Genomic DNA, 26,135 nt, shown 5'->3' on the forward strand with positions numbered 1-26,135 from the left:
TCCCCGGGACGGCTTTCAGATCTTCATAAGAAACTGGCGTTAAGCCAGCTTCAAATTAGAACGTGTGGCGAATGCCAGCTGCGTACGTGGTGGTACGGGTGATGTTGCTGGTAGGAGCGATCACCATGGTGTTAGCTGCGACGTTGTCGTAGTTCTTCGTGCTGACGGCACCCGTGTACAGGGTGGTGCGCTTGCTCAAAGAGTACAGAGCCTGGATACCCCAGCCGGTGCTGGAACCCAGATCGTCACCCTTGGAACGTGCATAGCCAGCGCTCAGGGTCGTTGCGCCCAGAGGCACTGCAACGCTCAGGCTGTACTCTTTTTGTGCTGCCAGTTCGTGAGCAACACCGGTACGGAAGGTCGTGATGACGTCCTTGAACTTGGCGCGGTTAGCACCGAAGCCGACTTTGGCAACGCCGAAGTCATAAGAAACGTTCAGCAGCGTGTTCGTCAGAGCAGGCTTGGTCGTTGCGGTGCGGGTAGCACCTTCAGACTGGTAGCCGCCGGAAACAACCAGAGGGCCGTTTGCGTACTTCAGGTTGGCAGACACGGTGTTGCTTGCGCTGACAGCGGAGGTCTTGTCTTCGCCGAAAGCGTACATGAACGAACCGGTGAAGCCGCCGAAGTTAGGCGTGTTGTACTTGATGCTGTTGTTGAAACGGGTGTTGAAACCAACCCAGGTCACTTGAGCGCCAGAGCCGTTGCCGCCGTGGTTCAGCAGAGCAGCATTGCCAGCCAGGGTACCGATGGAACCGGCAGTAGCGGTGCTGAAGCCGTTGTTGGTGTTCGAAGGATCGAACAGCGTAGCGCCCATCATGGCGTGGTCAGCAGACACGTCGTCGTAGGAGCTGGAGTTGCGACCGATGGTCACGGTACCGAAGCCGCTGGAGATACCCACGTTGGCACGACGGCCGAACAGCAGGCCGCCTTGAGCGGAAGAACCGGCGTCAAGGTTGATACCGCTTTCGAGGTTACCGATGACAGCCATGCCGCCGCCGATGTCTTCGCTGAAGCGAATGCCCCAACGCGAACCGTTCAGGCCGCCGGAGTCAATCTTGGCTTGGCTGATGCCGGAGATGGCAGCGCCGCTGATCTGGTTGGTCTTGTAGCTGCCGATGTTGGCGTCGAGCAAACCGTAGATGGTCACGGTCGACTGAGCTTGTGCTGCACCAGCCATCGCGCCGAGTGCGGCCAAAGCGATAAGGGTCTTTTTCATTGAGAGTTTCTCCAAGGTTAAACATAGGGCTCCGGCACGGGGACCATTTGCGGACTTGCGTCCTCATGGCTCCACCAGAGACCCGGGCCAACCCCCTTTCGGGAAGTTGGCTCTATTGCACCAGACTGGGCTTCAATTCGCAAAGGAATGCCCAAAAAAACCAATAACCCGTTGTGCTCAAGCCACAAATGGACGGCAACGAGTGGAAAAGAAACAACGCTCGCAAAGACCGGGGATTCCCTCTTGCCAAAAATCCTGTTTTCACCCGATTTCAGCAGTTTCAATGAAAAAAAGCCGCTCCCGGGGAAACGGCTTTCCACGAAACCCGCCGAGGCGGGTTTCAGGTTCAGGTCAAACCGGATCAGAACGTGTGGCGAATGCCGGCACCGTAGGTGCTGGTCTTGCGCTCGGTCGCGCCGCCGGTTTCCTTGCCGGTCTGGATGCCTGCGTACAGGTTCGAACGCTTGGACAGCGCGTACAGGGCAGCAAAACCGTAGCCGGTGCGCTTCAGGTCGGGAACGCCGCCCAGCAGCGTGCTCTTGGAGCGGGCATAACCGCCGGACAGCGTCAGGGCGCTGCTGACAGGGAAGTCCAGGCCGATCTGGTATTCCTTGGTCTTGTCTGCCGCCACGCCGGTGATCGGGGTGGTGCCGTTCTTCACGTTGCCGTAGGCGCCCAGCAGCTTGACCACGCCGAAGTCATAGGAGCCGTTCAGCTGCGTGTACTTGATCGCGGTGGCTGCGCTGGTGGCTTTTTCGCTCTGGTAAGCCAGGGAAGCGCCGATAGGGCCGTTCGCGTAAGCGACGTTCATGCTGATGATTTTGCCGGCGCCGACAGCGGCGGTCTTGTTTTCACCGAAGCTGTACATACCCGCAGCAGAGAAGCCGCCGAAGTTGGGGGTCTCGTAGTAGATCGAGTTGCCGGGACGATCCTGGTAGCTGTTGCTGGCCCACACGCTGGTGGAAGGCGCGAACAGCAGCGAGTCGAAGTTGGCGGAGCCGGAACCCTTGACCATGTCGTAAGGGGTCCACATCTTGCCGAGCTTCAGCTCACCGAAGCCGCCGGAAAAGCCCATCCATGCCTGGCGGCCGAAAATCGCGGTGGAGGTCGCGCCGGTATAGGGGTTGGTGTAGTTGTTGGAAACACCGGTGCTGGGGTCAAAACCGGCTTCCAGCAGGAAGTTGGCTTTGAGGCCGCCACCGAGGTCTTCAGAGCCCTTCAGGCCGAAACGGCTGGTCTGCAGACCGCCGCCGCTGCCGGAGAAAGGATGCGGAACGTTCACGCCGGAACGGCTGAGGTTGTTGTCCTTGACGGTACCAACCCATGCGTCCACGAGGCCGTAGACGGTCACGGTGGACTGCGCGGATGCCACGCCGGAAACGGCCAGCACTGCCAGGGCAACTAGGCTTTTCTTCATCATTAGAAATCTCCAAAAAGGTGGGAACACATAAAACGCAAACATAAAGGGCTTTCTGATCGACCCCAGGCTAGATTTAATCGACCTGTCACACATCACACAAAGCCCTTATCGCTCCATTAGCAAAATTCACGCCCGATTGTTGGTCCTGGACCACACCGCCCGCTGTCCGCCCTCCCACCCCCCATGCCGGCGGGCCGTCTTCGGCCGAATATGCCCTCCGATGCGGCTTAAACACACCAAAATGGCGCCTTTTCCGGTGAGTGCATCTTTTTGGTGAAAACACGCTGGCACAGCCTGCGCTTGCGTTTTTCAGTGCTTCCAGCCAGTTCAAGGGGCAGCGCGGCGGGCAGTCCGCATCAAAACTGCCCGGTGAGTCCGCGAGGGATGTGGCTCACACACCACGGCGTGGCCAAAATAGAGATCAAGCCCTAAGTGACGTTCCTGCATCGCCAAACCAGTCCCCCATACGACGCGAGCGCCCCCGCTCCCAGAGGGAAGCGACGGGAAATGAGGGACTTGCGCGGCTTTTTTCCGGGCCTTGCCCCGGCGGCAAAAACCTCGGGTTTTCCCCTGTCGCGAAAGTGATACCCCCCGTAGTGACACTCTTTACGGCTCACGGCATCGCCATTAATCTTTCCTTCACAAAGACGGCCTGCCAGGGTAAGGACGGGCGTCAAAATTTCCCGCCATTCAGCGCTTTTTTTTAATTACAACTCCTGGAGACTCCATGAAAAAACTGACCCTCGTTGCAACTGCGATCATGGGACTTTTGTCCACCTCGGCCGCCATGGCGCAAAGCACCGTGACCGTCTACGGCATTCTTGATGCAGGCTTCAACCACGTGAGCGGTCTGCGCCAAGGCTCCGTGACCACGATCGCCAGCGGCATCATGGAAGGCTCGCGTTTCGGCCTTCGCGGCTCGGAAGACATCGGCGGCGGCTACAAGGCCATCTTCACCCTTGAAAACCGCCTCGAACTGGACACCGGCTCCGTCACCAACCGCCCGAACTCCGGCACCCAGATGCCTGACCGCGTCGCTACCTCGGTGGCTGCGGGCGTGGCGGGCCTCCCCCTTCCCGTCGCAACCCGGGACGCACTGATCGCCGGCGTGAACACCACGCTCGCCACCGGCGCATTCGGCGTGAACCTGGCCGGCAACCTGTTTGACCGCCAGGCCTACGTCGGCCTGGTCACCCCCTTCGGCGCCTTCACGGCCGGCCGTCAATACACGCCCGGCTACCTGGTGGCCGCGCAGTTCGACGCTTCGCAGACCCAGTCCAGCCTGGCCGCCGGCCAGGTTGCCAGCCTGCCTGCCGCATTCGACATCCGCCTGAGCAACACACTGCAGTACGCGATCCAGACCAGCGGCGTCACGGCCTTGCTGATGTACGGCGCCGGTGAAGTCGCGGGCAGCAACTCCGCAGGCCGGTTCTGGGGTGGCATGGTCACCTACAAGGGCAACGGTTTCTCGGTGGGCTATGGCCACAACGGCAAGAACAATGAGCTGGGCCAGAAATCCCTGACCAACGACCTGATCGGCGCCACGGTCGACATCGGCCCCGGCACCTTGTACGGCCAGTACGCCACCATCAAGGACGAAAATCCAACCGGCATCTCCACGATCGGCGCTTCTGTCACTGCCTCCACCGGCAGCGCGGTGGTCGGTACGGCGTTCCAGAATGCCTACAACGCCGCCTTCCGCCAAGACGCCCGGCTGATGCACATCGGCTACCGCCTCACCACCGGCCCTCACACCTGGGTGGTCGCATACAACCGCCTGGATGACAAGCGCACGGTGAACGCCGATACCGATTCCTACGGTTTCACCTACACCTACGCACTGTCCAAGCGCACCAACCTGAACGCCGTGCTGACCCGCTTCGACAACAAGGGCCAAGGCCAGGTCGCACCCGGCGGCAACGGCTTCCTCGGCGGCGTGACCTCCGCAGCCGGCGTTGGTTCCACCAACATCGCCCTGGGCATCCGCCACACGTTCTAAATCGAACCCCGCCCGGATCCAGTCCGGGCCGTTCGCGAAAAAGCCCCCTCACAGGGGCTTTTTTCATGGGCGTTTGCAGGCCGGGAGTCCGGCGCTAACATGGCGCTATGACCACCGCACTCGATACCGCCCTGAATGCCGCCGACGGCGCCTTGCGAACCCTTTTTGCTGCCCCCCGGGCCAGCCGCCCTTGCCCCACCGTGCCCGGCGAAAAAACCGAGCTGGCGCTGCAGGACAAGGCCTTGTCGGGCGCGTTGATGCGGGTCAACCATGTGGGAGAGGTCTGCGCGCAGGCCTTGTACGCGGCGCAGGCGCTGGGCACCCGCGACCCGGCGCTGCGCGAGCATTTCCTGCAGGCCAGCCGCGAGGAAGGCGACCACCTCGCCTGGACCAAGGCCAGGCTGGACGAACTGGGCGCCCGCCCCTCGCTGCTCAACCCGCTCTGGTATGCCGGCGCTTTCGGCTTGGGCCTGGTGGCCAGCCGCCTGGGCGACCGCCTGAGCCTGGGTTTTGTCGTCGAGACCGAACGCCAGGTCGAGGCCCACCTGGCCGGCCACCTGGAACGCCTGCCGCTGGGCGACCATGAGTCGCGCGCCATCGTGGCGCAGATGAAAGACGACGAGGCCCTGCACGCGAGGGACGCCGAACAGGCCGGCGCCCTGCAGCTGCCAGAGCCGGTCAAGGCGCTGATGCGCTCGGCCGCGCGCGTCATGACGACGACGGCGCACTACCTCTGAAGCCGCGGCCCGGGCCGCAACGCGCCTAAACCTCCAGCACCTCGAAGCTGGTGGTGATGTCCGCGGTTTTCGCCAGCATGATGGTGGCCGAGCAGTATTTGTCGTGGCTCATGGCCACTGCCCGCTCCACAGCGCTGGCGGCCAGGCCTTTGCCCGTCACCACGAAGTGCATGTGGATCTTGGTGAACACCTTGGGGTCCACGGCCGCCCTTTCGGCGCTCAGCTTGACCGAGCAGCCGCGCACGTCCTGGCGGCCGCGCTTGAGGATCAGCACCACGTCATAAGCCGTGCAGCCGCCGGTGCCGGCCAGCACGGTTTCCATGGGCCGGGGCGCCAGGTTGGCGCCGCCGTTTTCGGGCTTGTCCGCATCGGGTGCACCGTCCATCACCAGGGTGTGGCCGCTACCGGTTTCGGCGAGGAAGCTCATGTTCGAGCGTGATCCCGTGTTGGCGCTGTTGCCCGTCCAGCTCACCGTGCATTCCATAAACTCCGCTCCTTATGCATAAAATTTATAACTAAACCGTGAAAAATGTCGAGTTTGCGCCACAAGATATTGTGCAGCGCAACATCGCTCCGCTATACTGAAATCATCGCATCAATACTGATCGCCCACGGCGTCACAAGGTATTAAGGTATTTGGTGCCACTGGTTGTCTCCTCCACCTCCTCTAAGGGTGGATTTACAGGCCCAGACCGCAAGGTCTGGGCCTTTTTTCTTGGCGGCCCCGTTTCCCCTCTGGTGCCTTGCAGCGCTTTTTCCCGCGCCACTATGATGTCAGGCTGCGAGAAAAACATGCCCACCCCGACCAAAACCGCCAAAAGCCTCCCCAAAACAGCCCCATCGGGCAAGCCGCTCACCCCCGCCGACTACCTGAAAAAGATTCTCACGGCGCGGGTCTATGACGTGGCCGTGGAATCCAGTCTTGAGCCCGCCAAAAACCTGAGCCTGCGCCTGAAAAACACCGTGCTGCTCAAGCGCGAAGACCAGCAAGCGGTGTTCAGCTTCAAGCTGCGCGGTGCCTACAACAAGATGGCCCACCTGAGCCCGGCGCAGCTCAAGAAAGGCGTGATCTGCGCCTCGGCCGGCAACCACGCGCAAGGCGTGGCGCTCAGCGCACAAAAACTCGGCACCCGCGCCGTCATCGTCATGCCCACCACCACGCCGCAGCTCAAGGTCGATGCGGTCCGCGCCTGGGGCGGCGAAGTCGTGCTGCGCGGCGACAGTTATTCGGATGCCTACGCGCACGCCGTGGTGCTCGAAAAGAAGCAGGGCCTGACCTTCGTCCACCCCTTCGATGACCCCGACGTGATCGCCGGCCAGGGCACGATCGCGATGGAAATCCTCATGCAGTTGCAAAGCCTGGGCTCCAGCCGGCTGGACGCCGTGTTCGTGGCCATAGGCGGCGGCGGCCTGATCTCCGGCGTGGCCAACTACATCAAGGCCGTGCGGCCCGAGATCAAGGTCATCGGCGTGCAGATGAACGATTCCGACGCCATGCTGCAGTCGGTCGGCGCGAAGAAGCGCGTGACCCTGAGCGACGTCGGCCTGTTCGCCGACGGCACGGCCGTCAAGCTGGTGGGCGAGGAAACCTTCCGCATCAGCCGCGAGCTGGTCGACGAATTCATCACCGTCGACACCGACGCGGTCTGCGCCGCCATCAAGGATGTGTTCGTCGACACCCGCAGCATCGTCGAGCCCTCGGGCGCGATGGCCGTGGCCGCCGTCAAGCAGTACGTGGCAAAGCACAAGACCAAGGGCGAAACCTATGCCGCGATTTTGTGCGGCGCCAACATGAACTTCGACCGCCTGCGCTTTGTCGCCGAGCGCGCCGAAGTCGGCGAAGAGCGCGAAGCCCTGTTCGCCGTGACGATTCCCGAAGAGCGCGGCAGCTTCCGGCGCTTTTGCGAAGTCATCGGCGAGCTGCCCGGCGGGCCGCGCAGCGTGACCGAGTTCAACTACCGCATCAACGACGACGCCAAAGCCCATGTCTTCGTCGGCCTGACCACCTCGGCCAAGGGAGAAAGCGCCAAGATCGCCGCGAATTTCTCGCGCCACGGCTTCAAGACCCTGGACCTCACGCACGACGAGCTCGCCAAGGAACACATACGCCACATGGTGGGCGGGCACAGCGCGCTGTCCAAAGACGAGCGCCTGCTGCGCTTCGTCTTCCCGGAGCGGCCCGGCGCGCTGATGAAGTTCCTTTCCAGCATGCGGCCGGGCTGGAACATCAGCCTCTTCCACTACCGCAACCAGGGCGCCGACTACGGCCGCATCCTGGTGGGCCTGCAGGTGCCCAAGGCCGACAGCAAGGCCTTCAAGGAATTCCTCGACACCCTGGGCTACCCTCACGTCGAGGAAACCGCCAACCCGGTTTACCGGCTTTTCCTGCAAAGCTGACCGGCACACCCGCCATGAACGCACAAGGCGCACCCACGGTAAAGCCCGCACTGGCCAATACCTCGGTGTGCCCGCGCTGCGGCGCCGGCCTGCGCTGCGGCATGGTCGCGGGCGATGCCGAATGCTGGTGCGTGCAGTTGCCGCACGTCATGCCGGTTCCCGCCGAACGCCCCCCCTTACCGGAAGGCAGCGCGCTGTCCTGCTTCTGTCCCGCCTGCCTCAAGCTGATCACCGATGAACGCTCCCGACTTTCCACCCCTGATCCTGCCCGCGATTGAGCCCACCGCCGACCTCCCGCTGGAGGCCAGGCTGCGGCACAAGATTGCCCACAAGACCAAGCCGCTGGGCGCGCTCGGCCGGCTTGAAAGCCTGGCGCTGCAGTTGGGCCTGATCCAGCGCAGTGAAACCATTGCGCTGCGCGAACCCCAGATGGTGGTCTTCGCGGCCGACCACGGCATCGCCGCCGAAGGCGTTTCCGCCTACCCGCAGGCTGTCACGGTGCAGATGGTCGGCAATATGCTGGCCGGTGGCGCCGCCATCAATGTCTTCGCGCGCCAGCATGGTTTTGCCCTGCGGGTGGTGGACGCCGGCGTCGCAGCCGAACTCGCGCCGCACCCGCAACTGCTGCCGCGCAAGATCGCGCTGGGCACACGCAACATCCGCCACGAGCCCGCCATGACGGCCGCGCAGGTGCGCGCCGCCGTGCAGGCCGGCATGGACATCGTGCGCCGGCTGCCCGGCAATGCCGTCGCCTTCGGTGAGATGGGGATTGCCAACACCTCGGCCGCCGCCCTGCTCTTTGCGCGGCTGGCGGGCGTCGGCATAGACGAGGCCACGGGCCGCGGCACCGGCCTTGACGACGCGCAGCTTGCGCACAAACGCCAGGTGCTGACACAGGCGCTGGCCCGCCATGGCGGCGCCACCCAGCCCCTGGACGCACTGGCCGCCCTGGGCGGCTTTGAAATCGCCATGATGGCCGGCGCCATGCTGCAGGCCGCGAGCGAGCGCCGCGCCGTGCTGGTCGACGGCTTCATCGCCGGCGCCGCCGCGCTGGCGGCCCGGGCCCTGGTGCCCGCCGCGCAGGACTACATGGTGTTCTGCCACCGCGGGGACGAGCACGGCCACCACCTGCTGCTGGCGCACCTCCAGGCCGATCCGCTGCTGGACCTGGGCCTGCGCCTGGGCGAAGGTACGGGCGCGCTGCTGGCCTGGCCGCTGCTGCAGTCGGCGGCCGGTTTCCTCAACGAGATGGCCAGCTTTGACTCCGCCGGCGTGAGCGGCCGCGAAGACGCCTGAAGCGCAAGGGGCACCGCATGACCGCCATCGCCCAGTTCATCCGCGAGTACCTGCTCGCCGTCCAGTTCTTCACCCGCATCCCCATCACCGGGCGGCTGGCCGACTGGGTGGGTTACAGCCCCGAACTGCTGCGCGCCAGCGCCGGGCACTTCCCCGGCGTCGGCATCCTGGCCGGCGCTTTTGCCGCCGCCCTGTACGCCCTGGTGCAGGCCCTGCTGCCCGACACCACCTTCACGCCGCTGGTGGCCGCCGCGCTGTCCACCGCCGCCACCGTGCTGCTGACCGGCGGCTTCCATGAGGACGGCCTGGCCGACACGGCCGACGGCCTGGGCGGCGGCTACGACAGGGAACACGCGCTGCAGATCATGAAGGACTCGCGCGTCGGCGCTTTCGGCGCCATGGCGCTGGTGCTGGCCGTGCTCGCCAAAGTCTCGCTGCTGGCCATCCTCGGCTCGGTCGAAGGCGCGCCCACCGGCTGGGAAGAAGCCCCCTTTGCCAGCTGGTACATCTGCGCCGCGCTGTGGACCGGCCACGTCGTCTCGCGCGGCTTGCCGCTGCTGCTGATCTACCTGCTGCCGCATGTCGGCGACACGGCCGCCTCCAAGTCCAAACCGCTGGCCGACCAGATCTCGCCGGGTGCCCTGCTGGTCGGCTTTGCCTGGTGTTTTGTCGCGCTGGCACTGGCCGCCCTCGCGCTGGACGCCCTGAACCTCATCGTCGCCTGCAGCTTTGCCCTCCTGGCCCTGCTGTGGATGGGCCGGATGTTCAAACGCCGGCTGCAGGGTTTTACCGGCGACTGCCTGGGCGCGACCCAGCAGGTCTGCGAGATTGCGTTTTATTTCGGCCTGGCCATCAGTCTATGAGCACCGGCAAGCCATGAAACTCTGGCTGGCCCGCCACGCAACACCGCTGGTTCAGGGCGGTATGTGCTACGGCCGGCAGGATGTTGCAGCCGATGCACCTGCCACCGCCAAATGCGCGCAGGCGCTGGCCGGCTTGCTCCCCGCCGGCACCCGCGTTACCCACTCCCCGCTGCAACGATGCGCGCAACTGGCGCAAGCCTTGCGCGAACTGCGGCCCGACCTGGCCTGCAGCAGCGATCCACGGCTTCAGGAAATCGACTTCGGCGCCTGGGAAGGCCGCGCCTGGCAAGACATTGCCCCCACAGAACTGCAATCCTGGACAGACGGCTTTGCCGAATACGCCGTGGGCGGCAGCGGCGAAAGTACAAGCCAGGTCATGGCGCGTGTCGCCTCCGCCTTTGACGAACTGCGGGGCCAGGCCGACACCCTGTGGATCACACACGCCGGTGTCATACGCGCCGCGGAACTGATCGCACGCGGCACGCGTCAGATCACCAGGGCCGACGAGTGGCCTGTTGAAGCGCCGTCCTACGGCCAATGGTGCACACTCGAACTGCAAACCCACTCCTAAAACCCAGACAAGGCACAAAAAATGGCAGCAACCCTGGATGGTCAGCTCGTGGTGGCGATCTCGTCGCGCGCGCTGTTTGATTTTGAGGAAGAAAACCTCGTCTTTGAAAGCGGCATGACGGCCGCCCCGCCGCCCGGCGTCAAAAAAGACGCGGCCTACATGAAGCTGCAGCTTGAGCGCCTGGACGTGCCGGCCAAGCCCGGCGTGGCTTTCTCGCTGGTCAAAAAACTGCTGGCCTTCAACGATGCGCCCGAAAGCGCCGGCGAGGCCGCCAGCCCCGCGGCGCCCGCCCAGCGCGTGGAAGTCGTGATCCTGTCGCGCAACGACCCGGTCTCGGGCATGCGCGTGTTCCGCTCGGCCCAGCACTACGGCCTCAAGATAGAGCGCGGCACCTTCAACCGCGGCGAAGCGCCCTGGCGCTACCTCAAGCCGCTGCACGCCAACCTGTTTTTGTCGGCCCACCTGAGCGACGTGCGCGATGCGCTGGCCGCGGGCGTGCCGGCCGCGCAGGTCTACCCGCATTCGGTGCGCGCCAGCGACGCCCATCCCAATGAAGTGCGCATCGCCTTCGACGGCGACGCGGTGCTGTTCTCCGACGAGGCCGAGCGCGTGTTCCAGGCCCAGGGCCTGTCGGCTTTCCAGCAGCACGAGCGCGACAAGGCCTCGCAGCCGCTGCTGGCCGGCCCCTTCAAGCCTTTGCTCGAAGCGCTGCACCGGCTGCAGCAGGTCGGCACCTCGCACATGCGCATACGCACCGCGCTGGTCACCGCGCGCAGCGCCCCGGCGCACGAGCGCGCCATCCGCACGCTGATGGAGTGGAACATCGAGGTCGACGAGGCCATGTTCCTGGGCGGCCTGGCCAAGGGCGAGTTCCTGCGCGAGTTCGAGCCCGACTTCTTCTTTGACGACCAGACCGGCCACGTCCATTCCGCCGCCCAGCATGTGCCCTCAGGCCATGTGGCCAGCGGTGTTTCCAACCAGCTTTCCTGAATTTCAAAAAAACAAGAATGCCCACTATGAACCAGACGCCGTCTCCCGGCCTTTCCGCCAAATTCAGCGCTTTTCGTCGTTTTGCAGGCCGCATAGGAGCGCTGGCCGCACCCTACTTTCGGTCTGAAGAAAAATGGAAAGCCCGTCTGCTGTTGCTGGCCATCGTGCTGCTCAACCTCGGCACGGTCTACATGGCGGTGCAGTTCAATGACTGGTACCGCGTGTTTTACGACGCACTTGAAAAGCGCGACCAGGTTGTCTTTTGGCAGCAGTTGGGCCGGTTCAGCTATCTCGCCTTCGGAGCGATCATCATCGCCGTCTACAAGTTCTACCTGACCCAGCTGCTGCAGATGCGTTGGCGCGCCTGGATGACACGCGACTACCTGCGTCGCTGGCTGTCGCACCATGCCTTCTACAAGATGGAGCTGGCGCGTTATTCGACGACCACCGACATTAACGCCAGCCCCGACAACCCGGATCAGCGGATCCAGGAAGACGTGCAGGCTTTCACCACCTCCACGATTACATTGACGATGGGCGTGCTCAACGCGGTCGTGACGCTGGTCAGTTTTGTCGGCATCCTCTGGGCCCTGTCCGGTCCGTTTGGGTTCACCCTGGGCGGCAGCAGCTACAGCATCCCGGGCTACATGGTCTGGGCCGCGATCGCCTATTGCCTGGTCGGCAGCGTGCTGGCCCATTACATCGGCAGGCCGCTGATCAAGCTCAACTTCCTGCAGCAGCGCTACGAGGCCAACCTTCGCCATCATCTGGTACGGGTTCGCGAATACAGCGAACCCATCGCGCTGGACCACGGCGAGGCTGTCGAGCGCGGCCAGCTCGATGGGCGCTTCACTACCGTGCTGGCAAACTACCTGAACCTGATACGCGCCAACAAAAAACTCATCTGGTTCCAGAGTTTCTTCGGCCAGGCCGCTTTGATCTTTCCCTTCCTTGTTGCGGCGCCCCGCTTCTTTAGCGGTGCCATCCAGCTCGGCCAGCTCATCCAGATTTCCTCCGCCTTCGGCAAGGTGCAGGATTCGCTGAGCTGGTTTGTGGACAACTACGATGCGCTCGCCAGCTGGCGCGCCACCACCGACCGCCTGACCAGTTTTGAAGACAGCATGGTCGCGCAGACAAAAGACAATGAAACGCTTGTCACCACGCCATCAACCGAGCTTGAGTCCACCGGCCTTAATCTCGCGTTGCCCACGGGTGCCGTGCTGCTGGCGGACATGTCGCTGAAGGCCCACCCCGGCGACCACATCCTGCTGAAGGGCCCATCGGGCAGCGGCAAGTCAACCCTGTTTCGCGCCTTCGCCGGCATCTGGCCTTTTGCCAGCGGCAACATCGCGAAACCTGCAAACGCGATGTTCATTCCCCAGCGCCCCTATTTCCCCAATGGCTCGCTGCGCGATGCGCTGGCCTACCCGGAGCCCGCCACGGCTTACAGCGACGAAGCCCTCAGGCGGGCGCTTGACGAAGCCCTGCTGCCCGACCTGGCCTCGCGGCTTGATGAGGAAAATGCCTGGAGCCAGAAACTCTCGGGCGGCGAACAGCAACGCCTGGCGATCGCCCGCGTGCTGCTGAAAAAGCCCAGCTGGATTTTTGCCGACGAAGCCACCAGCGCACTCGACGAAGCCGCCGAAAAGACGCTGTACGAGCGCCTGCTCGCGCTGGTGAAATCGTCGGGGGGCTCTCTAATCTCCATTGCCCACCGGCCCAATGTGGCGGCCTTCCACGACCAGCAGTGGACGCTGGAAAAGCTGCCCCCGGGCTCTGCCGCCCTGTACCGCTTGACGGCCGGCCAGCTCCCAGGAGGAAGCGCCGCGAATGCCTGAAGAAATGTCCAAACCGGTTGCGCCGGAGCCCGTAGACCTCTCCGCCTGGGCGCCCATCAAGCGCCCGGTGTTCCGCATGCTGTGGAGCACCTGGCTGGTGGCCAACATCTGCATGTGGATGAACGACGTGGCGGCGGCCTGGATGATGACCTCCATGACCACCTCGCCGATCTGGGTGGCGCTGGTGCAGTCGGCCTCCACCTTGCCGGTGTTTTTGCTGGGCCTGCCCAGCGGCGCGCTGGCCGACATCCTGGACCGGCGCCGCTACTTCATCATGACGCAGTTCTGGGTGGCCGGCGTGGCCACGCTGCTGTCCATCGCGGTGATCTCGGGCGTCATGACGCCCGCCTTGCTGCTGGCGCTGACGTTTGCCAACGGCGTGGGCCTGGCGATGCGCTGGCCGGTGTTCGCCGCCATCGTGCCCGAACTGGTGCCGCGCGTGCAGCTGCCCGCCGCGCTGGCGCTCAACGGCGTCTCCATGAACGCTTCCCGCATCGTCGGCCCGCTGGTGGCCGGCGCGCTGATCGCCGGTGCCGGCACCGAATACGTGTTTGTGCTCAACGCCGTGCTGTCGGTGGTCTCGGGCTTCGTCATCATGCGCTGGCGGCGCGACCACGCGCCCAGCCCGTTGGGGCGTGAGCGCCTGGTCAGCGCCATGCGCGTGGGCCTGCAGTTCGTCGGCCAGTCGGCGCGCCTGCGCGCGGTGCTGCTGCGCATCGCCATCTTCTTTTTCCATTCCACCGCACTGCTGGCCCTGCTGCCGCTGGTGGCGCGCGGCCTGCACGGCGGCGATGCCGGCACCTTTACGCTGCTGCTGGCTTCCATGGGCGCGGGCGCCATCGTCGCCGCGCTGAATCTGCCGCGGCTGCGCCAGATGATGCCGCGCGACGTGCTGGTGATGCGCTCCACGATGCTGCAGTCGGTCTCCATGGCGGCCATGGCCTATGCGCCCAACGCCTGGGTGGCGGTGCCGGCCATGGTGCTCAACGGCATGGCCTGGATCACCTGCGCCAATTCGCTCAGCGTGTCGGCCCAGCTTGCCCTGCCCGACTGGGTGCGCGCCCGCGGCATGTCGATGTACCAGATGGCCATCATGGGCGCCAGCGCCGCAGGCGCCGCGTTGTGGGGCCATGTGTCCACCCTGAGCAGCGTGTCCACCGGCCTGCTGGTCGCGGCCGCCAGCGGCACCCTCATCATGCTGGTGGCGCAGCGCCTGGTGTCCGACCTCAGCATCGAGGAAGACATGACACCCTCGCGCCAGTTCAAGGCGCCCGTGGCCGAAGAGCCGCCCGGCGTGGGCAATGTGGTGGTGACGATTGAATACCTGGTGGACCCGGCGCGCGCCGACGATTTCCGCGCGCTGATGCAGGAAAGCCGCCGCAGCCGCCTTCGCCAGGGCGCGCTCGAGTGGGAACTGCTGCGCGACGTGAACCGTCCCGGCCGCTTTGTCGAGCAGATCGTCGACGAATCATGGACCGAGCACCTGCGCCGCTTCGACCGCGTGACCGCCAGCGACGTGGCGCTGCGCGAACGCAAGCTGGCGTTTCATATTGGTGAGGAGCCGCCGGTGGTCTCCCGATGCGTCGTGGAGAGCTTGGTCAGAACTTAAGGGTAAGACTCCTTCCCCCTCTGGGGGAAGGTAGGGATGGGGGCCAGCGGCGTGCGATTCATCACGCAGTCGGCCAGATCAAGCAGCCCCCATCCCAGCCTTCCCCCAAAGGGGGAAGGAGCAAGAGCGGATCAGCCGGTCGCGGAGTAACGCTCGAATCCCCGCGCACGCAACTCGCACGCCGGGCACGTCCCGCAGCCATAACCCCAGGCATGCCGGTGCACACGGTCCCCCAGGTAACAGGTGTGCGTGTGCTCCACGATCAGGTTGACCAGCGCCTCGCCGCCTTGCGGTTCGCCGGACTTCTCACCGACCTCATGCGCCAGCCGCCAGGTATCCGCCTTGTCTATCCACATCAGCGGGGTCTCGATCAGGAAACGTTTGTCCATGCCCAGCGACAGCGCCAGTTGCATGGCCTTCATGGTGTCGTCGCGGCAATCGGGATAGCCTGAAAAATCGGTTTCGCAGACGCCGGTGACCAGCACCTGCAGGTCGCGCCGGTAGGCCAGGGCCGCCGCCAGCGTGAGGAAGAGCAGGTTGCGCCCCGGCACAAAGGTGTTGGGCAGGCCCGAGCTTTCCATCTTGAAGGCCACGTCGCGGGTCAGCGAGGTGTCGCTGACCTGTCCCAGCACCGCCAGGTCCAGCAGATGGTCTTCACCGAGCTTGTGGGCCCATTGCGGAAACTGCTGCTTGATTTCGCGAAGCACGTTAAGGCGCGCCTCCAGTTCCACCTTGTGGCGCTGGCCGTAATCGAAGGCCACGGTCTCGACGCGTTCGTACTGGGACAGCGCCAGGGCCAGGCAGGTGGTGGAGTCCTGCCCGCCGGAGAACAACACGAGTGCGGAAGTGTGCATGCCGGTTACCTCCTTGCCTTACAGCAGCTTTCGCTTGGCCAGGCTTTGCATCAGCGCCGAGATGCCGAAGGTCCACGGCGCGGCCTTGTCGGAAGTGGTGACGCGGTTCACCAGGCTGCCCAGCTGCGGCGTGGCCACCGTCACCACGTCGCCCACCACATGGGTAAAACCCTGGCCGGGGCCGTGGCGGTCCTGTGTGGGCGCGAACATGGTGCCCAGGAAGAGCATGAAACCGTCCGGGTACTGGTGGTTGGCGCCTATGGCCTGGGCCACCAGGTCCAGCGGGTCACGGCTGATCTTGCTCAGCGAGCTGCCGCCCTTCATCTCAAACCCCTCAGTGCCCGTTACTGTCATGTTCAGGTCGCTGCGGCGCACATGCTCGATGTTGAACTTGTCGTCAAACAGGCGAATGAAGGGGCCGATGGCGCAGGAGGCGTTGTTGTCCTTGGCCTTGCCCAGCAGCAGCGCGCTGCGGCCTTCGAAGTCGCGCAGGTTGACGTCGTTGCCCAGCGCCGCGCCCACCGTCTCGCCGAGCGAATTGACGGCCAGCACGATCTCGGGTTCGGGGTTGTTCCAATGGCTGTGCGGGTGTATGCCGACCTCGGCGCCCGTGCCCACCGCGCTCAGCGGCTGGCTCTTGGTGAAAATCTCGGCGTCGGGGCCTATGCCGACTTCCAGGTACTGCGACCACACGCCCTGGGCGATCAGCACTTCCTTGAGTTTGTCCGCCTCGGGCGAGCCGGGCTTGATGCTGCTGAGGTTGTCGCCGATCACGCCGACCACGGCCTTGCGCACCGCCTCGGCCTTGCTGGCATCGCCGCGCGCCTGCTCTTCAATCACACGCTCCAGCATGGAGGCCACAAAAGTCACCCCGGCGGCCTTGAGCGCCTGCAGGTCGCAAGGCGCCAGCAGCCAGGGCAGCGCGGGTTTGCGCGCATCGGCCGCCGAATTGGCCAGCACCTCGGCCGTGCCCGCCAGGCGCGGCAGCGAAGGCGCAGCGGCGCGCACGGCCTTGGCCACACCGGGCAGTTCCAGCAGCTGGCTGGCCGTGGCGGCCACGCTGGACAGGTCGAACACGCTGTCGGGCGTGACCAGCGCCAGCACAGGCCCCGTGCCCTCCACCCACACGCGTCCGACCAGCAGGGCATCAGCGGCATCAACAGGCAAGGCGGAGGCAGGGCTCAAGGAGTTTTTCATGATGAAGGAATGGGTTTTCGGAAGGGAACGGAGCGCCCAAAATCGGGCCCAGGGCGCCAATACTACAGGGGTCGGACGGCCGCCGGCGCCGCTACACTGAAATGCCCCCGCCCTCATGGATAACCCCCACCCCACCCTCTGATCAATATGCCCCTCACCCCTGAACAGATCAAGCAGGCCGCCACCGAATTGACCGCCCGCCGAAACAGCGGCCAGCCCGGCCCGCGCCTGCCGGAAAGCTGCCGCCCGCTGGACCTCGAAGACGCCTGGCAGGTGCAGCAGGCCGTCACCCGCGGCCTGGGCCAGGCGGTGGGCGGCTGGAAGGCCTCGCCGCCCAGCCCCGGCAAGCTCGTGATGGCGCCGATTTACCAGCCCGCCATCAGCCGCGCCGCGGTTTGCACCGTGGCTTTTCCCGCCGACAGGGATCCAGGCAGCGTGAAGGTCGAGCCCGAGCTGGCCTTTGTGCTGGCCAAAGACTTGCCCGCGCGTGAGCAACCTTACACCGAGGCTAAGATCGACGCGGCCGTGGGCAGCGTGCATGCCGCGCTGGAAATCTGCGCGAGCCGCTATGCCGACCACAGCGGCCTGCCTTTCCCCGAGATGCTGGCCGACGGCCTGGTCAACAACGGCCTGTGGCTGGGGCCGGAACTGACGGCGCCCGAGGCCGCGTCCTTTGAGCTGAACTGGCAAGCCGGTGACCAGCCCGCCCAGAAAGCCCAGGCCCAACACCCCAACGGCCACCCGCGTGCGCCGCTCTACTGGCTGGCGAATTTTCTGCGCGAACGCGGCCTGGGTTTGCAAGCCGGCCAGGCCGTCATCACCGGCTCTTACGCCGGCGTGCTGACGGTGCCGGCCGGTCAGGCGGTCACATTTGATTACGCGGGGCTGGCCCGTTTTGAAGTGGAATTTCGCCGGGGTATATAGGTCTGGAAATGGCCGCTAATGCCACCGCGGCTTGATAAGCTGTGCGGCCTTCTTCTTTTCCCCAGCGGAGACATCATGCGAGCCCTTCACCACCAGCAGTTCCTGAAACTCCACCAGGCCCCCGACAGCCTGCTGCTTTTGCCCAATGCCTGGGACGCCGCCAGCGCCAGGATTTTTGAAGCCTCGGGTGCCACGGCGCTCGCCACCAGCAGCGCCTCGCTGGCCTGGGCCTGCGGTTATGCCGACGGCGGCGCACTGCCGCCGGAAGAATTGCTGCACGCCGTGCGCAACATCACCCGCGTCCTGACAGTGCCGCTGACCGTGGACATGGAAGACGGCTACAGCGCCGACCCGGACCAGGTGGGCCGGCTGGCCGCCGAACTCGCGGGCACGGGCGCCGTGGGCATCAACCTCGAAGACGGCAGCGACGCGCCCGCGCTGCTGGCCGACAAGATACGCGCGATACGCGGCGCGCTCAAAGGCACGCCGCTGTTCATCAATGCGCGCACCGACGTCTACCTGCGCCGGCTCAAGGTCGAGGGCAGCCCGGCCCAGGCCAGCATTGAACGCCTGAAGCTGTACCACGCAGCCGGCGCCGACGGCGCCTTTGTGCCCGGCCTCACGGCCCTGCCCGAGGTCGAAGAAATCTGCGCGGCCGTTGCCCTGCCGCTGAATCTGATGGCCATGCCCGGCTTACCGGCCGTCGCCGCGCTGCAGGCGGCCGGTGTGCGGCGCCTCAGCGTGGGGCCGGCCCCCTTCCAGGTGGCCTATGAACACGCCAGAACCAGCGTCGAGGCCTTGCTCAAACAAGACCTGTCGCCGCTGCTGGGGGCCAAGCTCGACTACTCGGCCATGAATGCCTTGCTCGCAGCCCGCTGATCCAGTCCATTCGCTTCCGAACATCGCCTGGTTCCCTTGGGATCCAGGCGATTTTTCATGGGTTTTTATCTTTTTTGAGGGCAGGCGTCACAAACGGCAAAGCTGGATCGTCAATACGGTGTGACACCCAACTTTTAAACGTTTTTAAAGGAAACACCATGACTGCCACCACCGCTACCGCCGCCAACACCGCTCCCGTCCGCATTGACCTCGCCATTCCCGACGTTTTCCCCGCCTTGCTCAAGGTCAGTGAAACCATCGCCGCCCAGGGACTCGACAAAAAACTTCAGCACCTGATCCACTTGCGCGCCTCGCAAATCAACGGCTGCGCCTTCTGCGTGAAGATGCACCTGCGCGAAGCCCGTGAAGACGGCGAAACCCAAGACCGGCTGGACCGCCTCGTCGTCTGGGCCCACGTCAACGACTTCAGCGAAGCCGAGAAAGCCGCACTGGCCTGGACGGAAGCCCTGACCACGCTCGACCACAAGACCGACTACGCCAGCCTGCGCGGCCGCCTGCGCCAATCGTTCAGCGACAAGGAAATCGGCGCGCTGACCGCTAACATCGGCATGATCAACCTCTGGAACCGCATCCAGGTCTCGGCCCACTAAGTCAGCTTAGGCGTACACACCATGACCAGCATCGACCCCACCGCCGTGTTTGAAGAAAGGCGCAGGCATTTGTTCGGCCTGGCCTACCGCATCCTCGGCTCGCGGGCCGATGCCGAAGACGCCGTGCAGGACGTCTTCATCAAATGGCTGGCGGCCGACCACGCCAGCATCGCGACGCCGGCCGCCTGGCTTACCACCCTCTGCACGCGGCACTGCATAGACATGCTGCGCGACGCCCAGCGCAGCCGGGTCGACTATGTCGGCACCTGGCTGCCCGAACCAATCCAGACCCGCACCGACGAAACACCCGAAACCCACGCGCTGCTGGCCTCGTCCCTGAGCATGGCTTTTTTGCTGCTGCTGGAGCGGCTCACGCCCAAGGAGCGCGCCGCCTACCTGCTTCACGAGATCTTTGAAACCCCCTATCCCGACATCGCCGAGATGCTGGACATGGAAGAAGCCGCCTGCCGCAAGCTGGTCTCGCGCGCCAGCGTCAACATCGCCCAGGGCAAGGTGCGGCACGTCACGCCCCCCAAAGTGCAGGACGACCTGCTCAGCGCCTTCCGGGAAGCCATCACCGCCGGAAGCACGGAGGCGCTGGCCGGCCTGCTGTCCGACGACATCGCCGTCTGCGCCGACAGCGGCGGCAAGGTCAGCTCCATCGAGGGCGTGTTTCAGGGCAAGGGCAGCGTGCTCACCCTCATCGCCACCCAGCTGGCGCGCTACTGGGCCGCTTACGAGTGGCTGCCCTGCGAGATCAACGGCGGCCGCGCGATACAGCTGCGCGCGAATGACGGCGAAATCGCCGCGGCCATCACCTTCGCCTACAACGACGAGGGCAAGGCCACCAACATCTACATCATGCGCAACCCCGACAAGCTCGACGGCCTCGCTTTCGGACCTGAAGCGCTGGCATGAGCAGCCCACCCACAGGCTGGGCGGCCCTGCTGACCGGCGTCAACGCCGTGCGCACGCTGGCCCTGGTCGGCGGCGTGGCCCTGCATGCCATCAACCTCTACATCGGCACCACCATCCTGCCGTCCGTCGTGCGCGACATCGGCGGGCTCGAGTTTTACGCCTGGAACACGGCGTTGTTTGTGGTGGCCTCCATCATCAGCGCCGCCATGGCCACGCAGGTGCTGGGCAAGCTCGGGCCGCGCTTTGCCTACGTGCTCGGCGCCGCGATCTTTGCGCTGGGCTCGCTGGCCTGCGCGCTGGCGCCGTCCATGTCCGTCATGCTGGCCGGGCGCGTCGTGCAGGGCTTTGGCGGCGGCCTGCTGCTGGCCCTGCCCTACGCCATGATCCGCCTGCTGTATGACGAGGCCTTGTGGTCCCGGGCGATTGGCCTGCTGTCGGGCATGTGGGGTGTAGCCACCCTGGTCGGGCCGGCCATAGGCGGTGTGTTTGCGCAGATGGACGCTTGGCGCATGGCCTTCGGTGCGCTGATTCCAGCGGCGGCGCTGTTCACGCTGCTGGCTGTCAGCGTAATTCCCCGGCGCAACACCCCCAGCAGCCCGGCATCGCCCGTGCCTTGGTTGCAGCTCTTCCTGCTGGCCGGTGCGGTGTTTGCGGTGTCCGCCGGCAGCGTCAGCCCGCAGTTGGCCTGGAATGCCGGCGGCGTGGCGGTGGCAATAGCGCTCAGCGTCTTGCTGGTCATCACCGACAAGCGCGCCTCCAACCGTTTGCTGCCCAAGGACGCCTTTCGCCCCGGACCGCTGGGCGCGCTCTACCTGGCCATGGCGCTGCTGGCGATGATGGTCACGTCCACGGAGATTTTTTCGCCGCTGTTTTTTCAGGTGCTGCACGCGCAGACGCCGCTCGCCTCCGGATACCTGGCTGCCATCATGTCGGCGGGCTGGACCTTGGGTTCGCTCATCAGCTCCAGCGCCACCGGCGGCCGCGCCAGGCTGGCGATCCGCATCGCACCGGTGCTGGCACTCGCGGGCCTGGTGGGCATGGCGGTGCTGATGCCTTCGCCGAGCGACGGCAGCTGGCAGGTGCTGGCCCCGATCTGCATCGCCATGGTGGCCGTGGGTTTTGCCGTCGGCATCGCCTGGCCGCACCTGAGCACCCGTGTACTGCAGATTGCTCCGCAGGGCGAGGAAGACCTGGCGGCCTCTTCCATCATGACGGTGGAGCTGTTTGCCACGGCCATGGGCGCGGCGCTGGCCGGCATGCTGGCCAACCTGGGCGGGCTGAGCAGCCCGGGCGGTGTGCCGGGGACGGCGGGCGCGGCTCAATGGCTGTTCGCCGTGTTCACCCTGGCGCCCGCGCTGTGCCTGCTGACCTCGCGGCACACAGCAAACCCAGGCTCGCCCGCCACCAGGCAGACAGCCGACGGCACCGCATAGGGCACGCCGGCTGCGCTGAGGGATTACTTGCGCGAACGGAGCGCGTCCACGCTCCATGCGCCACCGCCGGCGGCGGCAAAGAACAGGAAGACAAAGCAGAACAACACGGCCGACTCGCCGCCGTTCAGCATGGGGGCCGCCACAAAGCCTTTGGACGCGTGGCCCATGAAATAAGCAAATGCCAGCAGGCCCGACAGCACAAAGGCCACAGGGCGCGTGAAGAGGCCGATCAGCAGCAGCGCGCCGCCAAAGAGTTCCAGGATGCCGGCAAAGCCGATCAGCGACATCACCTGCAGCCCGTCGAAATAGGCCACGTGGGGAAAGCCCAGCAGCTTGGCCGTACCGTGCTGAATCAGCAAATAAGCGGAAACAATGCGAAGCACCGACAGTGCGCGTGAAGTCAATTGGTCGTTCTGGGCAAAAGCCATGGGATTCCCTCCGTTAAAAGGGAGTCTGAGAGGCCTGCCATGAAAAAGTTCAGCGCGGCTGCGCAAGTTTCTGGCGCGGCCTGGCCGGAGCCGCTGAAGGGCTTGCGGCCGGCAGTTGCACCAGGTGCCGGCCTATCACCGAGGTGATGTGTTCGCGCTGGCCCTGCTCCAGCTAAAGGACCACGGCCAGGCCGTCCAGGTCCAGCGAGGGCACAAACTTGGGGTTGACGTAGCGCTTGCGGATGTCGGCTTCGGAGAACTCCACCATGTCCGAGCTCTTGGCGCTTTCACCGCCGCCGGCGATCCAGGCGCTTTCCCAGATATGCGCCAGGTTGCGTATGCCCAGGGCCATGACCTTGGCCGTATTACCACCGAACTGCTCCCACAGGCCGTCTATCACCGCGCGTGAGGCGCCCTCGCCGAGCTCGATGTAGGCGTCGCAGATCTCCGCAGGCGCGATCAGCTTGACGACGTCGTCCATGAGCTTGACCGTGGCGATCGCGGCCTTGCGGCCTTCGTCAATCTTCGCCAGCTTGGCGGCCGGCTTGGCCAGCACCTTGTCGATGGCTTCGAACAATTCTTCCGCCTTGGCGTCAATCATCTTGGTCTCATAGACCGAATGCACGCCCTTGGCGGGCCAGTCCTTTTTGGGCTTGCCGGTGCTGGTAAAGCCTTCCGTGAACTGGTCCTGGTAGCCGTCGGCCAGCAAGGAGCCGTGCAGCGGCTGGCAGGCGTCGCCCACGTAGTGCGCCAGCAGGCCCGCCGCGGCCACATAACTCGCGTAGTCCTTCTTCTCGACATAGCCGACCATGGCGTCGTAGAACTGCCAGACACGAAAGGGCAGGCAGCCGCGCTCCTTGGAGGCGGTGGAACCCACGCTGTCGTAAAACCCTTGCCAGTACTCCACCGTCACCCTGTCGGTGTCCTGCATGCACAGCTCGCGCAGCGTGGGCCCGTCATCAGGGCCGGGCACGTCGATGTCGGCGTAGTGCGTCGGGTGTTCCGGCCCGCTGTTAAAGCCGGTGTCGCGCCCGCCCTTGACCTTGCCGGGCTGCTTTTTCCAGATGACGTCGGGCACGTCCGCCAGGGCGATGAAACCCGTCGTGTCTTTGAGCGCCTCGTTGATCTTGCCGGGCGCGATGTCGGCGCGGTCAAAGCTGATGCGCAGCGCGTTGGCCGCCAGCAGCTTGGCGAGCTTTTTGTCCTTGACCTGGCCGACCGCGACATTGCCTATGCTGTAGTGGCCGGTCGCGCCCCAGTAAGGCTGGGCCGCCGTGTTGTGGGCCGACACCAGTTCCACGTCCAGCAGCTTGCAGACATTGCTGAGGTTGGTCGCCAGCGCGAAGTTGTAGGCGCCGCCGTCGACGCTGAAGGTCTGTGCGCCCCATTCCACGGCGAGCGGGCGATAGCTGACCTTGCCCTGCACGCCTTTGCTGTCTTTCTCTTCTATTGCCTTGAGGTGCCAGACCGTGCCTGAATCGCCCGGCTGTGTCTGGTGATTCGCATCCTGCGGCGCGATCAGCAAATCGGCCACGTAGTCATAGCCGCCGACGGATTTATAGCGGTAGAACAGCGCCTTGATGCGCCCGTCCAGGTGGCCCGAGGCCGCGCCGAAGGCCGACACCGGGTGGTCTATCAGCTGCAGCCCGAGGTTCTGCTCATTGAGGTCCGCCAGCGCACCCACCTCGCCGAGGCCGTAGACGCTGCTGGTCCAGTCCCTGGCGTCGTCGACCTCGACCAGGCCGACGTCCAGGTTCAGGTAGGTCTGCTTGCCGGCGAACGACGGATAGACCTCGGTGAAGGGCAAACGCGTGAGCTGGCGCTCGGAAGCCTGGCCGACCTCGACCTCCTCGCCGCGCAGCCGGGCATGGATGGCTTGGCCCGGCTCGCCGCAGACGTGGCGGTTGGTCAGCGCAAAAATCGTGTGGCCGTCGCTGACCAGGCAACCGGCGCTGGCGGTACGCAGCAGGCCCTGGTTGCGGATCAGCAGCGGAAAGCCTCCGCCTATGGCTGCCTCCGGCCAGATCCATGAGGGCAGCTGCTTGCGCCCTGGCGCCTGCGGCTCGACCTTGACGACACAGACCGGCACCACGCGGCCGTCCGGCAAATACAAAATCTTGGGCACCATGTCCTGCGGATGCAGTTTGCTGCCAGCGAAGGCCTTCTCTTCCACCCATGCATCCACCATCACCAGGATGCAGGGCCAGGAATAGGGGCGGACCTCGGAGTTGGCGAAGGTGCGTTCCACCTTTTTCTTGGCGGTGGATTTTTTGAGCGGGTTCTTCGCGTCCGGCCAGGGATCGCTGTGCCGTATCAGGTACAAGCCCACCGCCGTGCCCACGACGTTGCGCTTGTTGAGCATGTGCACATGGAACTGGTTGCGCGCGTCCAGCAGGTCGCGCACGGAAAGGCTGGCGTAGTTGTTCTGGCTGCTCAGGATGTCCATGGAATTCCTCCGTGTGGTAAAGCTCACCAGGGCCTGTTGGTGCGCGCGAACGCGCGGGTGTGTCGGGCCTACGGGCATTGTGCGCAGACGGATCGGCCTGATCAATCCTCCAATAGGAGGAGAAAACCAGCTTTACCGGGCTTTGTGACATGGGTGTGTCGGTGGTGGAGCGCCGCGGTGGTGCGGCTGGAATGCAGCGATGCAAGCAACAGATCAAGAAATGCAAAAAAAGCATGACCAAACAATGTCTTTTGGGCGACATTGCGAGATCATCAAGCTTACAGAACACCAGGGCCACAGGCCTCTTGCCCAGTCCCAGGCCGTGCGGATCCCGGCATTGCCGCGATCCACAGGGAGTTCGATACATCAGCAGGCGGAAGTCAAACCCCGTCGTCCGCAGGGCGACCACGACGCCGGGGAAAACATCATGGGGTGAATAACATGGAAGCCATCAACGCCGGAAATGGGTGGTCTGTTTATCTGCCGCTCGCGCTGTATGTGGTCATCGCCATCGTCGGATGGCGGCTCTTGAAAAGCAGGTGCAGGTCCGAAGCCGAACAAGCCAGTTACTGGCAAGCCTGCTACCTCAAGCTGAACAGCCTCGCGAGGTCCCACCGCTTGCGCGCGGCCGAGTTTGAAATCCAGGCGGAAAAATTCCGCCTGCGCTGGCAACAGGAACAGCGGACCCGGCACAAAAGAAGGTTCGACGAAATGTTTTTCAAAAAGTAGGCCGCGGCCCGCGGCCGCATGGGCCATTCCTGCGCACCACGGGGTGCGTCAACGGTGCCTGAGTATTTTCCTGGCCAGAGAGCCCAGGGCGACAATGCCCGCCAAAACGCCCCACCTGGCATACCAGGGCCCCCACCACGGCAGCGCCTGCGCCTGGCCGGGCGATGGCGCCATGCTTTGGCCCGCCCAGAAGTCCAGGGCCGGCCACCAGCACATCCATAGCAGCGCCAACAGGAAAGGCCAGGTCTTTGACGGCCGCAGCCGCGGGAAATCGCCTTTCAGTGTCGAGCAAAGACGGGTGACCACCGCCAGCACCGCCATCCAGGAGAACACCACCCCTGCCACGTCCCGGCTCAGCCCGAAATAGCGGGAGAACTTGCAGGCCAGGAAGGTCGCGAATGCAACGCCAATGACAAACAGGATCCAGCGGTCTTCACCATCGATTTTGTACATGCGCGCTCCTTTCGCTTTTCAGATCAACACCCGCCCGGCCTCGACGGCCTGCGGGCAGAGCCCAGGGCGCCGGGCCGGATGAGCAACAGCGGTGTCCCCACAGATGGCGAGGTCCAGCCGGCTCGCGACGGCGCGCCGCATCCGGACGCCGCAATTCCTTCAGCGCCTTGCCCAGGCTGGCAAACAGGACGGCACTTTCCCGCAGCGCGAGCGCCCGGCGGAGCAGCTTTTCCGCGCCGGTGAACTCGCCCTTCTTCAGGCGCACGACCATCAAGCCATGCAGCGCCTCCCTGTGAAGACCGTCCTCGTGCAACACCGCCGCAAGGC

The 26,135-nt window shown here is 64.8% G+C and carries 25 protein-coding genes; 16 read left to right on the forward strand and 9 right to left on the reverse strand.

The window, feature by feature from the left end; genetic code table 11:
* Positions 1-55 precede the first annotated feature (55 nt).
* Entirely contained in the window at positions 56-1,216 is a 1,161-nt protein-coding gene (locus tag ACSQ27_RS21590; RefSeq protein WP_436157541.1) for a porin, read from the reverse strand.
* 361 nt (positions 1,217-1,577) lie between these two features.
* Positions 1,578-2,636 (reverse strand): porin, encoded by a 1,059-nt coding sequence (locus tag ACSQ27_RS21595; protein WP_436157542.1) that lies wholly within the window; start codon positions 2,634-2,636, stop codon positions 1,578-1,580.
* A gap of 727 nt (positions 2,637-3,363) precedes the next feature.
* Here ACSQ27_RS21595 and ACSQ27_RS21600 point away from each other — a divergent pair.
* On the forward strand, positions 3,364-4,635 hold the full coding sequence (locus tag ACSQ27_RS21600) for a porin (RefSeq protein ID WP_436157543.1): 1,272 nt from the start codon (positions 3,364-3,366) through the stop codon (positions 4,633-4,635).
* A gap of 107 nt (positions 4,636-4,742) precedes the next feature.
* Positions 4,743-5,372: a 2-polyprenyl-3-methyl-6-methoxy-1,4-benzoquinone monooxygenase gene (gene coq7, locus ACSQ27_RS21605; protein WP_436157544.1), complete on the forward strand. Its 630-nt coding sequence runs from the start codon at positions 4,743-4,745 to the stop codon at positions 5,370-5,372.
* A 25-nt stretch (positions 5,373-5,397) separates the two neighbouring features.
* On the opposite strand, the gene ACSQ27_RS21610 is transcribed toward coq7, so the two are convergent.
* Complete coding sequence (locus ACSQ27_RS21610; RefSeq protein ID WP_436157545.1) at positions 5,398-5,856, reverse strand: OsmC family protein; 459 nt, start codon at positions 5,854-5,856, stop codon at positions 5,398-5,400.
* 308 nt (positions 5,857-6,164) lie between these two features.
* Between ACSQ27_RS21610 and ilvA the strand changes: the two genes are divergently transcribed.
* The 8 genes from ilvA to ACSQ27_RS21650 are packed head-to-tail and all read left to right on the forward strand — an operon-like array spanning position 6,165 to position 14,936.
* Positions 6,165-7,769: a threonine ammonia-lyase, biosynthetic gene (gene ilvA, locus ACSQ27_RS21615; protein WP_436157546.1), complete on the forward strand. Its 1,605-nt coding sequence runs from the start codon at positions 6,165-6,167 to the stop codon at positions 7,767-7,769.
* 14 nt (positions 7,770-7,783) lie between these two features.
* Positions 7,784-8,047: a cysteine-rich CWC family protein gene (locus ACSQ27_RS21620; RefSeq protein ID WP_436157547.1), complete on the forward strand. Its 264-nt coding sequence runs from the start codon at positions 7,784-7,786 to the stop codon at positions 8,045-8,047.
* Entirely contained in the window at positions 8,004-9,065 is a 1,062-nt protein-coding gene (gene cobT, locus ACSQ27_RS21625; protein WP_436157548.1) for a nicotinate-nucleotide--dimethylbenzimidazole phosphoribosyltransferase, read from the forward strand. Before ACSQ27_RS21620 ends, cobT begins: the two co-directional genes overlap by 44 nt.
* A gap of 17 nt (positions 9,066-9,082) precedes the next feature.
* Entirely contained in the window at positions 9,083-9,928 is an 846-nt protein-coding gene (locus ACSQ27_RS21630) for an adenosylcobinamide-GDP ribazoletransferase (protein ID WP_436157549.1), read from the forward strand.
* Positions 9,929-9,941: 13 nt separating this feature from the next.
* Positions 9,942-10,499, forward strand: a complete 558-nt coding sequence (locus tag ACSQ27_RS21635; protein WP_436157550.1) for a histidine phosphatase family protein — start codon at positions 9,942-9,944, stop codon at positions 10,497-10,499.
* Positions 10,500-10,520: 21 nt separating this feature from the next.
* Positions 10,521-11,489, forward strand: a complete 969-nt coding sequence (locus tag ACSQ27_RS21640) for a 5'-nucleotidase (protein ID WP_436157551.1) — start codon at positions 10,521-10,523, stop codon at positions 11,487-11,489.
* Between the two features lie 26 nt (positions 11,490-11,515).
* A complete protein-coding gene (locus ACSQ27_RS21645; protein WP_436157552.1) occupies positions 11,516-13,327 on the forward strand; it encodes an ABC transporter ATP-binding protein/permease in 1,812 nt (603 codons plus the stop codon).
* A complete protein-coding gene (locus tag ACSQ27_RS21650) occupies positions 13,320-14,936 on the forward strand; it encodes an MFS transporter (protein ID WP_436157553.1) in 1,617 nt (538 codons plus the stop codon). Before ACSQ27_RS21645 ends, ACSQ27_RS21650 begins: the two co-directional genes overlap by 8 nt.
* Positions 14,937-15,067: 131 nt before the next feature.
* Here the strand turns inward: ACSQ27_RS21650 and queC are convergent, their stop codons facing one another.
* Both queC and ACSQ27_RS21660 read right to left on the reverse strand, forming a co-directional pair.
* Positions 15,068-15,790, reverse strand: a complete 723-nt coding sequence (gene queC / locus ACSQ27_RS21655; RefSeq protein WP_436157554.1) for a 7-cyano-7-deazaguanine synthase QueC — start codon at positions 15,788-15,790, stop codon at positions 15,068-15,070.
* A gap of 18 nt (positions 15,791-15,808) precedes the next feature.
* The gene (locus ACSQ27_RS21660; RefSeq protein ID WP_436157555.1) at positions 15,809-16,987 is read right to left on the reverse strand and encodes a fumarylacetoacetate hydrolase family protein; all 1,179 of its coding nucleotides are present in this window, start codon (positions 16,985-16,987) and stop codon (positions 15,809-15,811) included.
* 147 nt (positions 16,988-17,134) lie between these two features.
* Between ACSQ27_RS21660 and ACSQ27_RS21665 the strand changes: the two genes are divergently transcribed.
* The 5 genes from ACSQ27_RS21665 (at position 17,135) to ACSQ27_RS21685 (ending at position 21,752) form a co-directional block, all read left to right on the forward strand.
* A complete protein-coding gene (locus tag ACSQ27_RS21665; RefSeq protein ID WP_436157556.1) occupies positions 17,135-17,911 on the forward strand; it encodes a 2-keto-4-pentenoate hydratase in 777 nt (258 codons plus the stop codon).
* A 75-nt stretch (positions 17,912-17,986) separates the two neighbouring features.
* Complete coding sequence (locus tag ACSQ27_RS21670) at positions 17,987-18,790, forward strand: isocitrate lyase/PEP mutase family protein (protein ID WP_436157557.1); 804 nt, start codon at positions 17,987-17,989, stop codon at positions 18,788-18,790.
* Positions 18,791-18,948: 158 nt separating this feature from the next.
* On the forward strand, positions 18,949-19,401 hold the full coding sequence (locus tag ACSQ27_RS21675; protein ID WP_436157558.1) for a carboxymuconolactone decarboxylase family protein: 453 nt from the start codon (positions 18,949-18,951) through the stop codon (positions 19,399-19,401).
* 21 nt (positions 19,402-19,422) lie between these two features.
* A complete protein-coding gene (locus ACSQ27_RS21680) occupies positions 19,423-20,319 on the forward strand; it encodes a sigma-70 family RNA polymerase sigma factor (RefSeq protein ID WP_436157559.1) in 897 nt (298 codons plus the stop codon).
* A complete protein-coding gene (locus ACSQ27_RS21685) occupies positions 20,316-21,752 on the forward strand; it encodes an MFS transporter (RefSeq protein ID WP_436157560.1) in 1,437 nt (478 codons plus the stop codon). The genes ACSQ27_RS21680 and ACSQ27_RS21685 overlap by 4 nt, the downstream gene beginning before the upstream one ends.
* Positions 21,753-21,775: 23 nt before the next feature.
* Here the strand turns inward: ACSQ27_RS21685 and ACSQ27_RS21690 are convergent, their stop codons facing one another.
* Both ACSQ27_RS21690 and ACSQ27_RS21695 read right to left on the reverse strand, forming a co-directional pair.
* The gene (locus ACSQ27_RS21690; protein WP_436157561.1) at positions 21,776-22,180 is read right to left on the reverse strand and encodes a DoxX family protein; all 405 of its coding nucleotides are present in this window, start codon (positions 22,178-22,180) and stop codon (positions 21,776-21,778) included.
* 172 nt (positions 22,181-22,352) lie between these two features.
* Entirely contained in the window at positions 22,353-24,626 is a 2,274-nt protein-coding gene (locus ACSQ27_RS21695; RefSeq protein ID WP_436157562.1) for a S1/P1 Nuclease, read from the reverse strand.
* Positions 24,627-25,067: 441 nt separating this feature from the next.
* On the opposite strand from ACSQ27_RS21695, the gene ACSQ27_RS21700 reads away from it, so the two are divergent.
* Positions 25,068-25,355 carry a hypothetical protein gene (locus tag ACSQ27_RS21700; RefSeq protein ID WP_436157563.1) on the forward strand — a complete coding sequence of 96 codons (288 nt, stop codon included), beginning with the start codon at positions 25,068-25,070 and terminating at the stop codon, positions 25,353-25,355.
* 48 nt (positions 25,356-25,403) lie between these two features.
* Here the strand turns inward: ACSQ27_RS21700 and ACSQ27_RS21705 are convergent, their stop codons facing one another.
* Complete coding sequence (locus ACSQ27_RS21705) at positions 25,404-25,808, reverse strand: hypothetical protein (RefSeq protein WP_436157564.1); 405 nt, start codon at positions 25,806-25,808, stop codon at positions 25,404-25,406.
* Positions 25,789-26,079: a hypothetical protein gene (locus ACSQ27_RS21710; protein ID WP_436157565.1), complete on the reverse strand. Its 291-nt coding sequence runs from the start codon at positions 26,077-26,079 to the stop codon at positions 25,789-25,791. The genes ACSQ27_RS21705 and ACSQ27_RS21710 overlap by 20 nt, the downstream gene beginning before the upstream one ends.
* Between the last annotated feature and the right edge of the window lie 56 nt (positions 26,080-26,135).

The sequence above is a fragment of the Polaromonas sp. LjRoot131 genome (assembly GCF_964252805.1).
Taxonomy (GTDB): domain Bacteria; phylum Pseudomonadota; class Gammaproteobacteria; order Burkholderiales; family Burkholderiaceae_C; genus Polaromonas.

What these genes read in the sequence shown, in the direction of transcription:
- ACSQ27_RS21675 (WP_436157558.1), top strand. Translation starts at nt 18,949, where the DNA reads ATGACTGCCACCACCGCTACCGCCGCCAACACCGCTCCCGTCCGCATT.
- ACSQ27_RS21595 (WP_436157542.1), bottom strand. Translation starts at nt 2,636, where the DNA reads ATGATGAAGAAAAGCCTAGTTGCCCTGGCAGTGCTGGCCGTTTCCGGC.
- ACSQ27_RS21660 (WP_436157555.1), bottom strand. Translation starts at nt 16,987, where the DNA reads ATGAAAAACTCCTTGAGCCCTGCCTCCGCCTTGCCTGTTGATGCCGCT.
- ACSQ27_RS21650 (WP_436157553.1), top strand. Translation starts at nt 13,320, where the DNA reads ATGCCTGAAGAAATGTCCAAACCGGTTGCGCCGGAGCCCGTAGACCTC.
- ACSQ27_RS21665 (WP_436157556.1), top strand. Translation starts at nt 17,135, where the DNA reads ATGCCCCTCACCCCTGAACAGATCAAGCAGGCCGCCACCGAATTGACC.
- ACSQ27_RS21700 (WP_436157563.1), top strand. Translation starts at nt 25,068, where the DNA reads ATGGAAGCCATCAACGCCGGAAATGGGTGGTCTGTTTATCTGCCGCTC.
- cobT (WP_436157548.1), top strand. Translation starts at nt 8,004, where the DNA reads ATGAACGCTCCCGACTTTCCACCCCTGATCCTGCCCGCGATTGAGCCC.
- ACSQ27_RS21710 (WP_436157565.1), bottom strand. Translation starts at nt 26,079, where the DNA reads ATGGTCGTGCGCCTGAAGAAGGGCGAGTTCACCGGCGCGGAAAAGCTG.
- ACSQ27_RS21680 (WP_436157559.1), top strand. Translation starts at nt 19,423, where the DNA reads ATGACCAGCATCGACCCCACCGCCGTGTTTGAAGAAAGGCGCAGGCAT.
- queC (WP_436157554.1), bottom strand. Translation starts at nt 15,790, where the DNA reads ATGCACACTTCCGCACTCGTGTTGTTCTCCGGCGGGCAGGACTCCACC.
- ACSQ27_RS21690 (WP_436157561.1), bottom strand. Translation starts at nt 22,180, where the DNA reads ATGGCTTTTGCCCAGAACGACCAATTGACTTCACGCGCACTGTCGGTG.
- ACSQ27_RS21590 (WP_436157541.1), bottom strand. Translation starts at nt 1,216, where the DNA reads ATGAAAAAGACCCTTATCGCTTTGGCCGCACTCGGCGCGATGGCTGGT.
- ACSQ27_RS21620 (WP_436157547.1), top strand. Translation starts at nt 7,784, where the DNA reads ATGAACGCACAAGGCGCACCCACGGTAAAGCCCGCACTGGCCAATACC.
- ACSQ27_RS21610 (WP_436157545.1), bottom strand. Translation starts at nt 5,856, where the DNA reads ATGGAATGCACGGTGAGCTGGACGGGCAACAGCGCCAACACGGGATCA.
- ACSQ27_RS21705 (WP_436157564.1), bottom strand. Translation starts at nt 25,808, where the DNA reads ATGTACAAAATCGATGGTGAAGACCGCTGGATCCTGTTTGTCATTGGC.
- ACSQ27_RS21670 (WP_436157557.1), top strand. Translation starts at nt 17,987, where the DNA reads ATGCGAGCCCTTCACCACCAGCAGTTCCTGAAACTCCACCAGGCCCCC.
- ACSQ27_RS21695 (WP_436157562.1), bottom strand. Translation starts at nt 24,626, where the DNA reads ATGGACATCCTGAGCAGCCAGAACAACTACGCCAGCCTTTCCGTGCGC.
- ACSQ27_RS21685 (WP_436157560.1), top strand. Translation starts at nt 20,316, where the DNA reads ATGAGCAGCCCACCCACAGGCTGGGCGGCCCTGCTGACCGGCGTCAAC.
- ilvA (WP_436157546.1), top strand. Translation starts at nt 6,165, where the DNA reads ATGCCCACCCCGACCAAAACCGCCAAAAGCCTCCCCAAAACAGCCCCA.
- coq7 (WP_436157544.1), top strand. Translation starts at nt 4,743, where the DNA reads ATGACCACCGCACTCGATACCGCCCTGAATGCCGCCGACGGCGCCTTG.
- ACSQ27_RS21600 (WP_436157543.1), top strand. Translation starts at nt 3,364, where the DNA reads ATGAAAAAACTGACCCTCGTTGCAACTGCGATCATGGGACTTTTGTCC.
- ACSQ27_RS21645 (WP_436157552.1), top strand. Translation starts at nt 11,516, where the DNA reads ATGAACCAGACGCCGTCTCCCGGCCTTTCCGCCAAATTCAGCGCTTTT.
- ACSQ27_RS21630 (WP_436157549.1), top strand. Translation starts at nt 9,083, where the DNA reads ATGACCGCCATCGCCCAGTTCATCCGCGAGTACCTGCTCGCCGTCCAG.
- ACSQ27_RS21640 (WP_436157551.1), top strand. Translation starts at nt 10,521, where the DNA reads ATGGCAGCAACCCTGGATGGTCAGCTCGTGGTGGCGATCTCGTCGCGC.
- ACSQ27_RS21635 (WP_436157550.1), top strand. Translation starts at nt 9,942, where the DNA reads ATGAAACTCTGGCTGGCCCGCCACGCAACACCGCTGGTTCAGGGCGGT.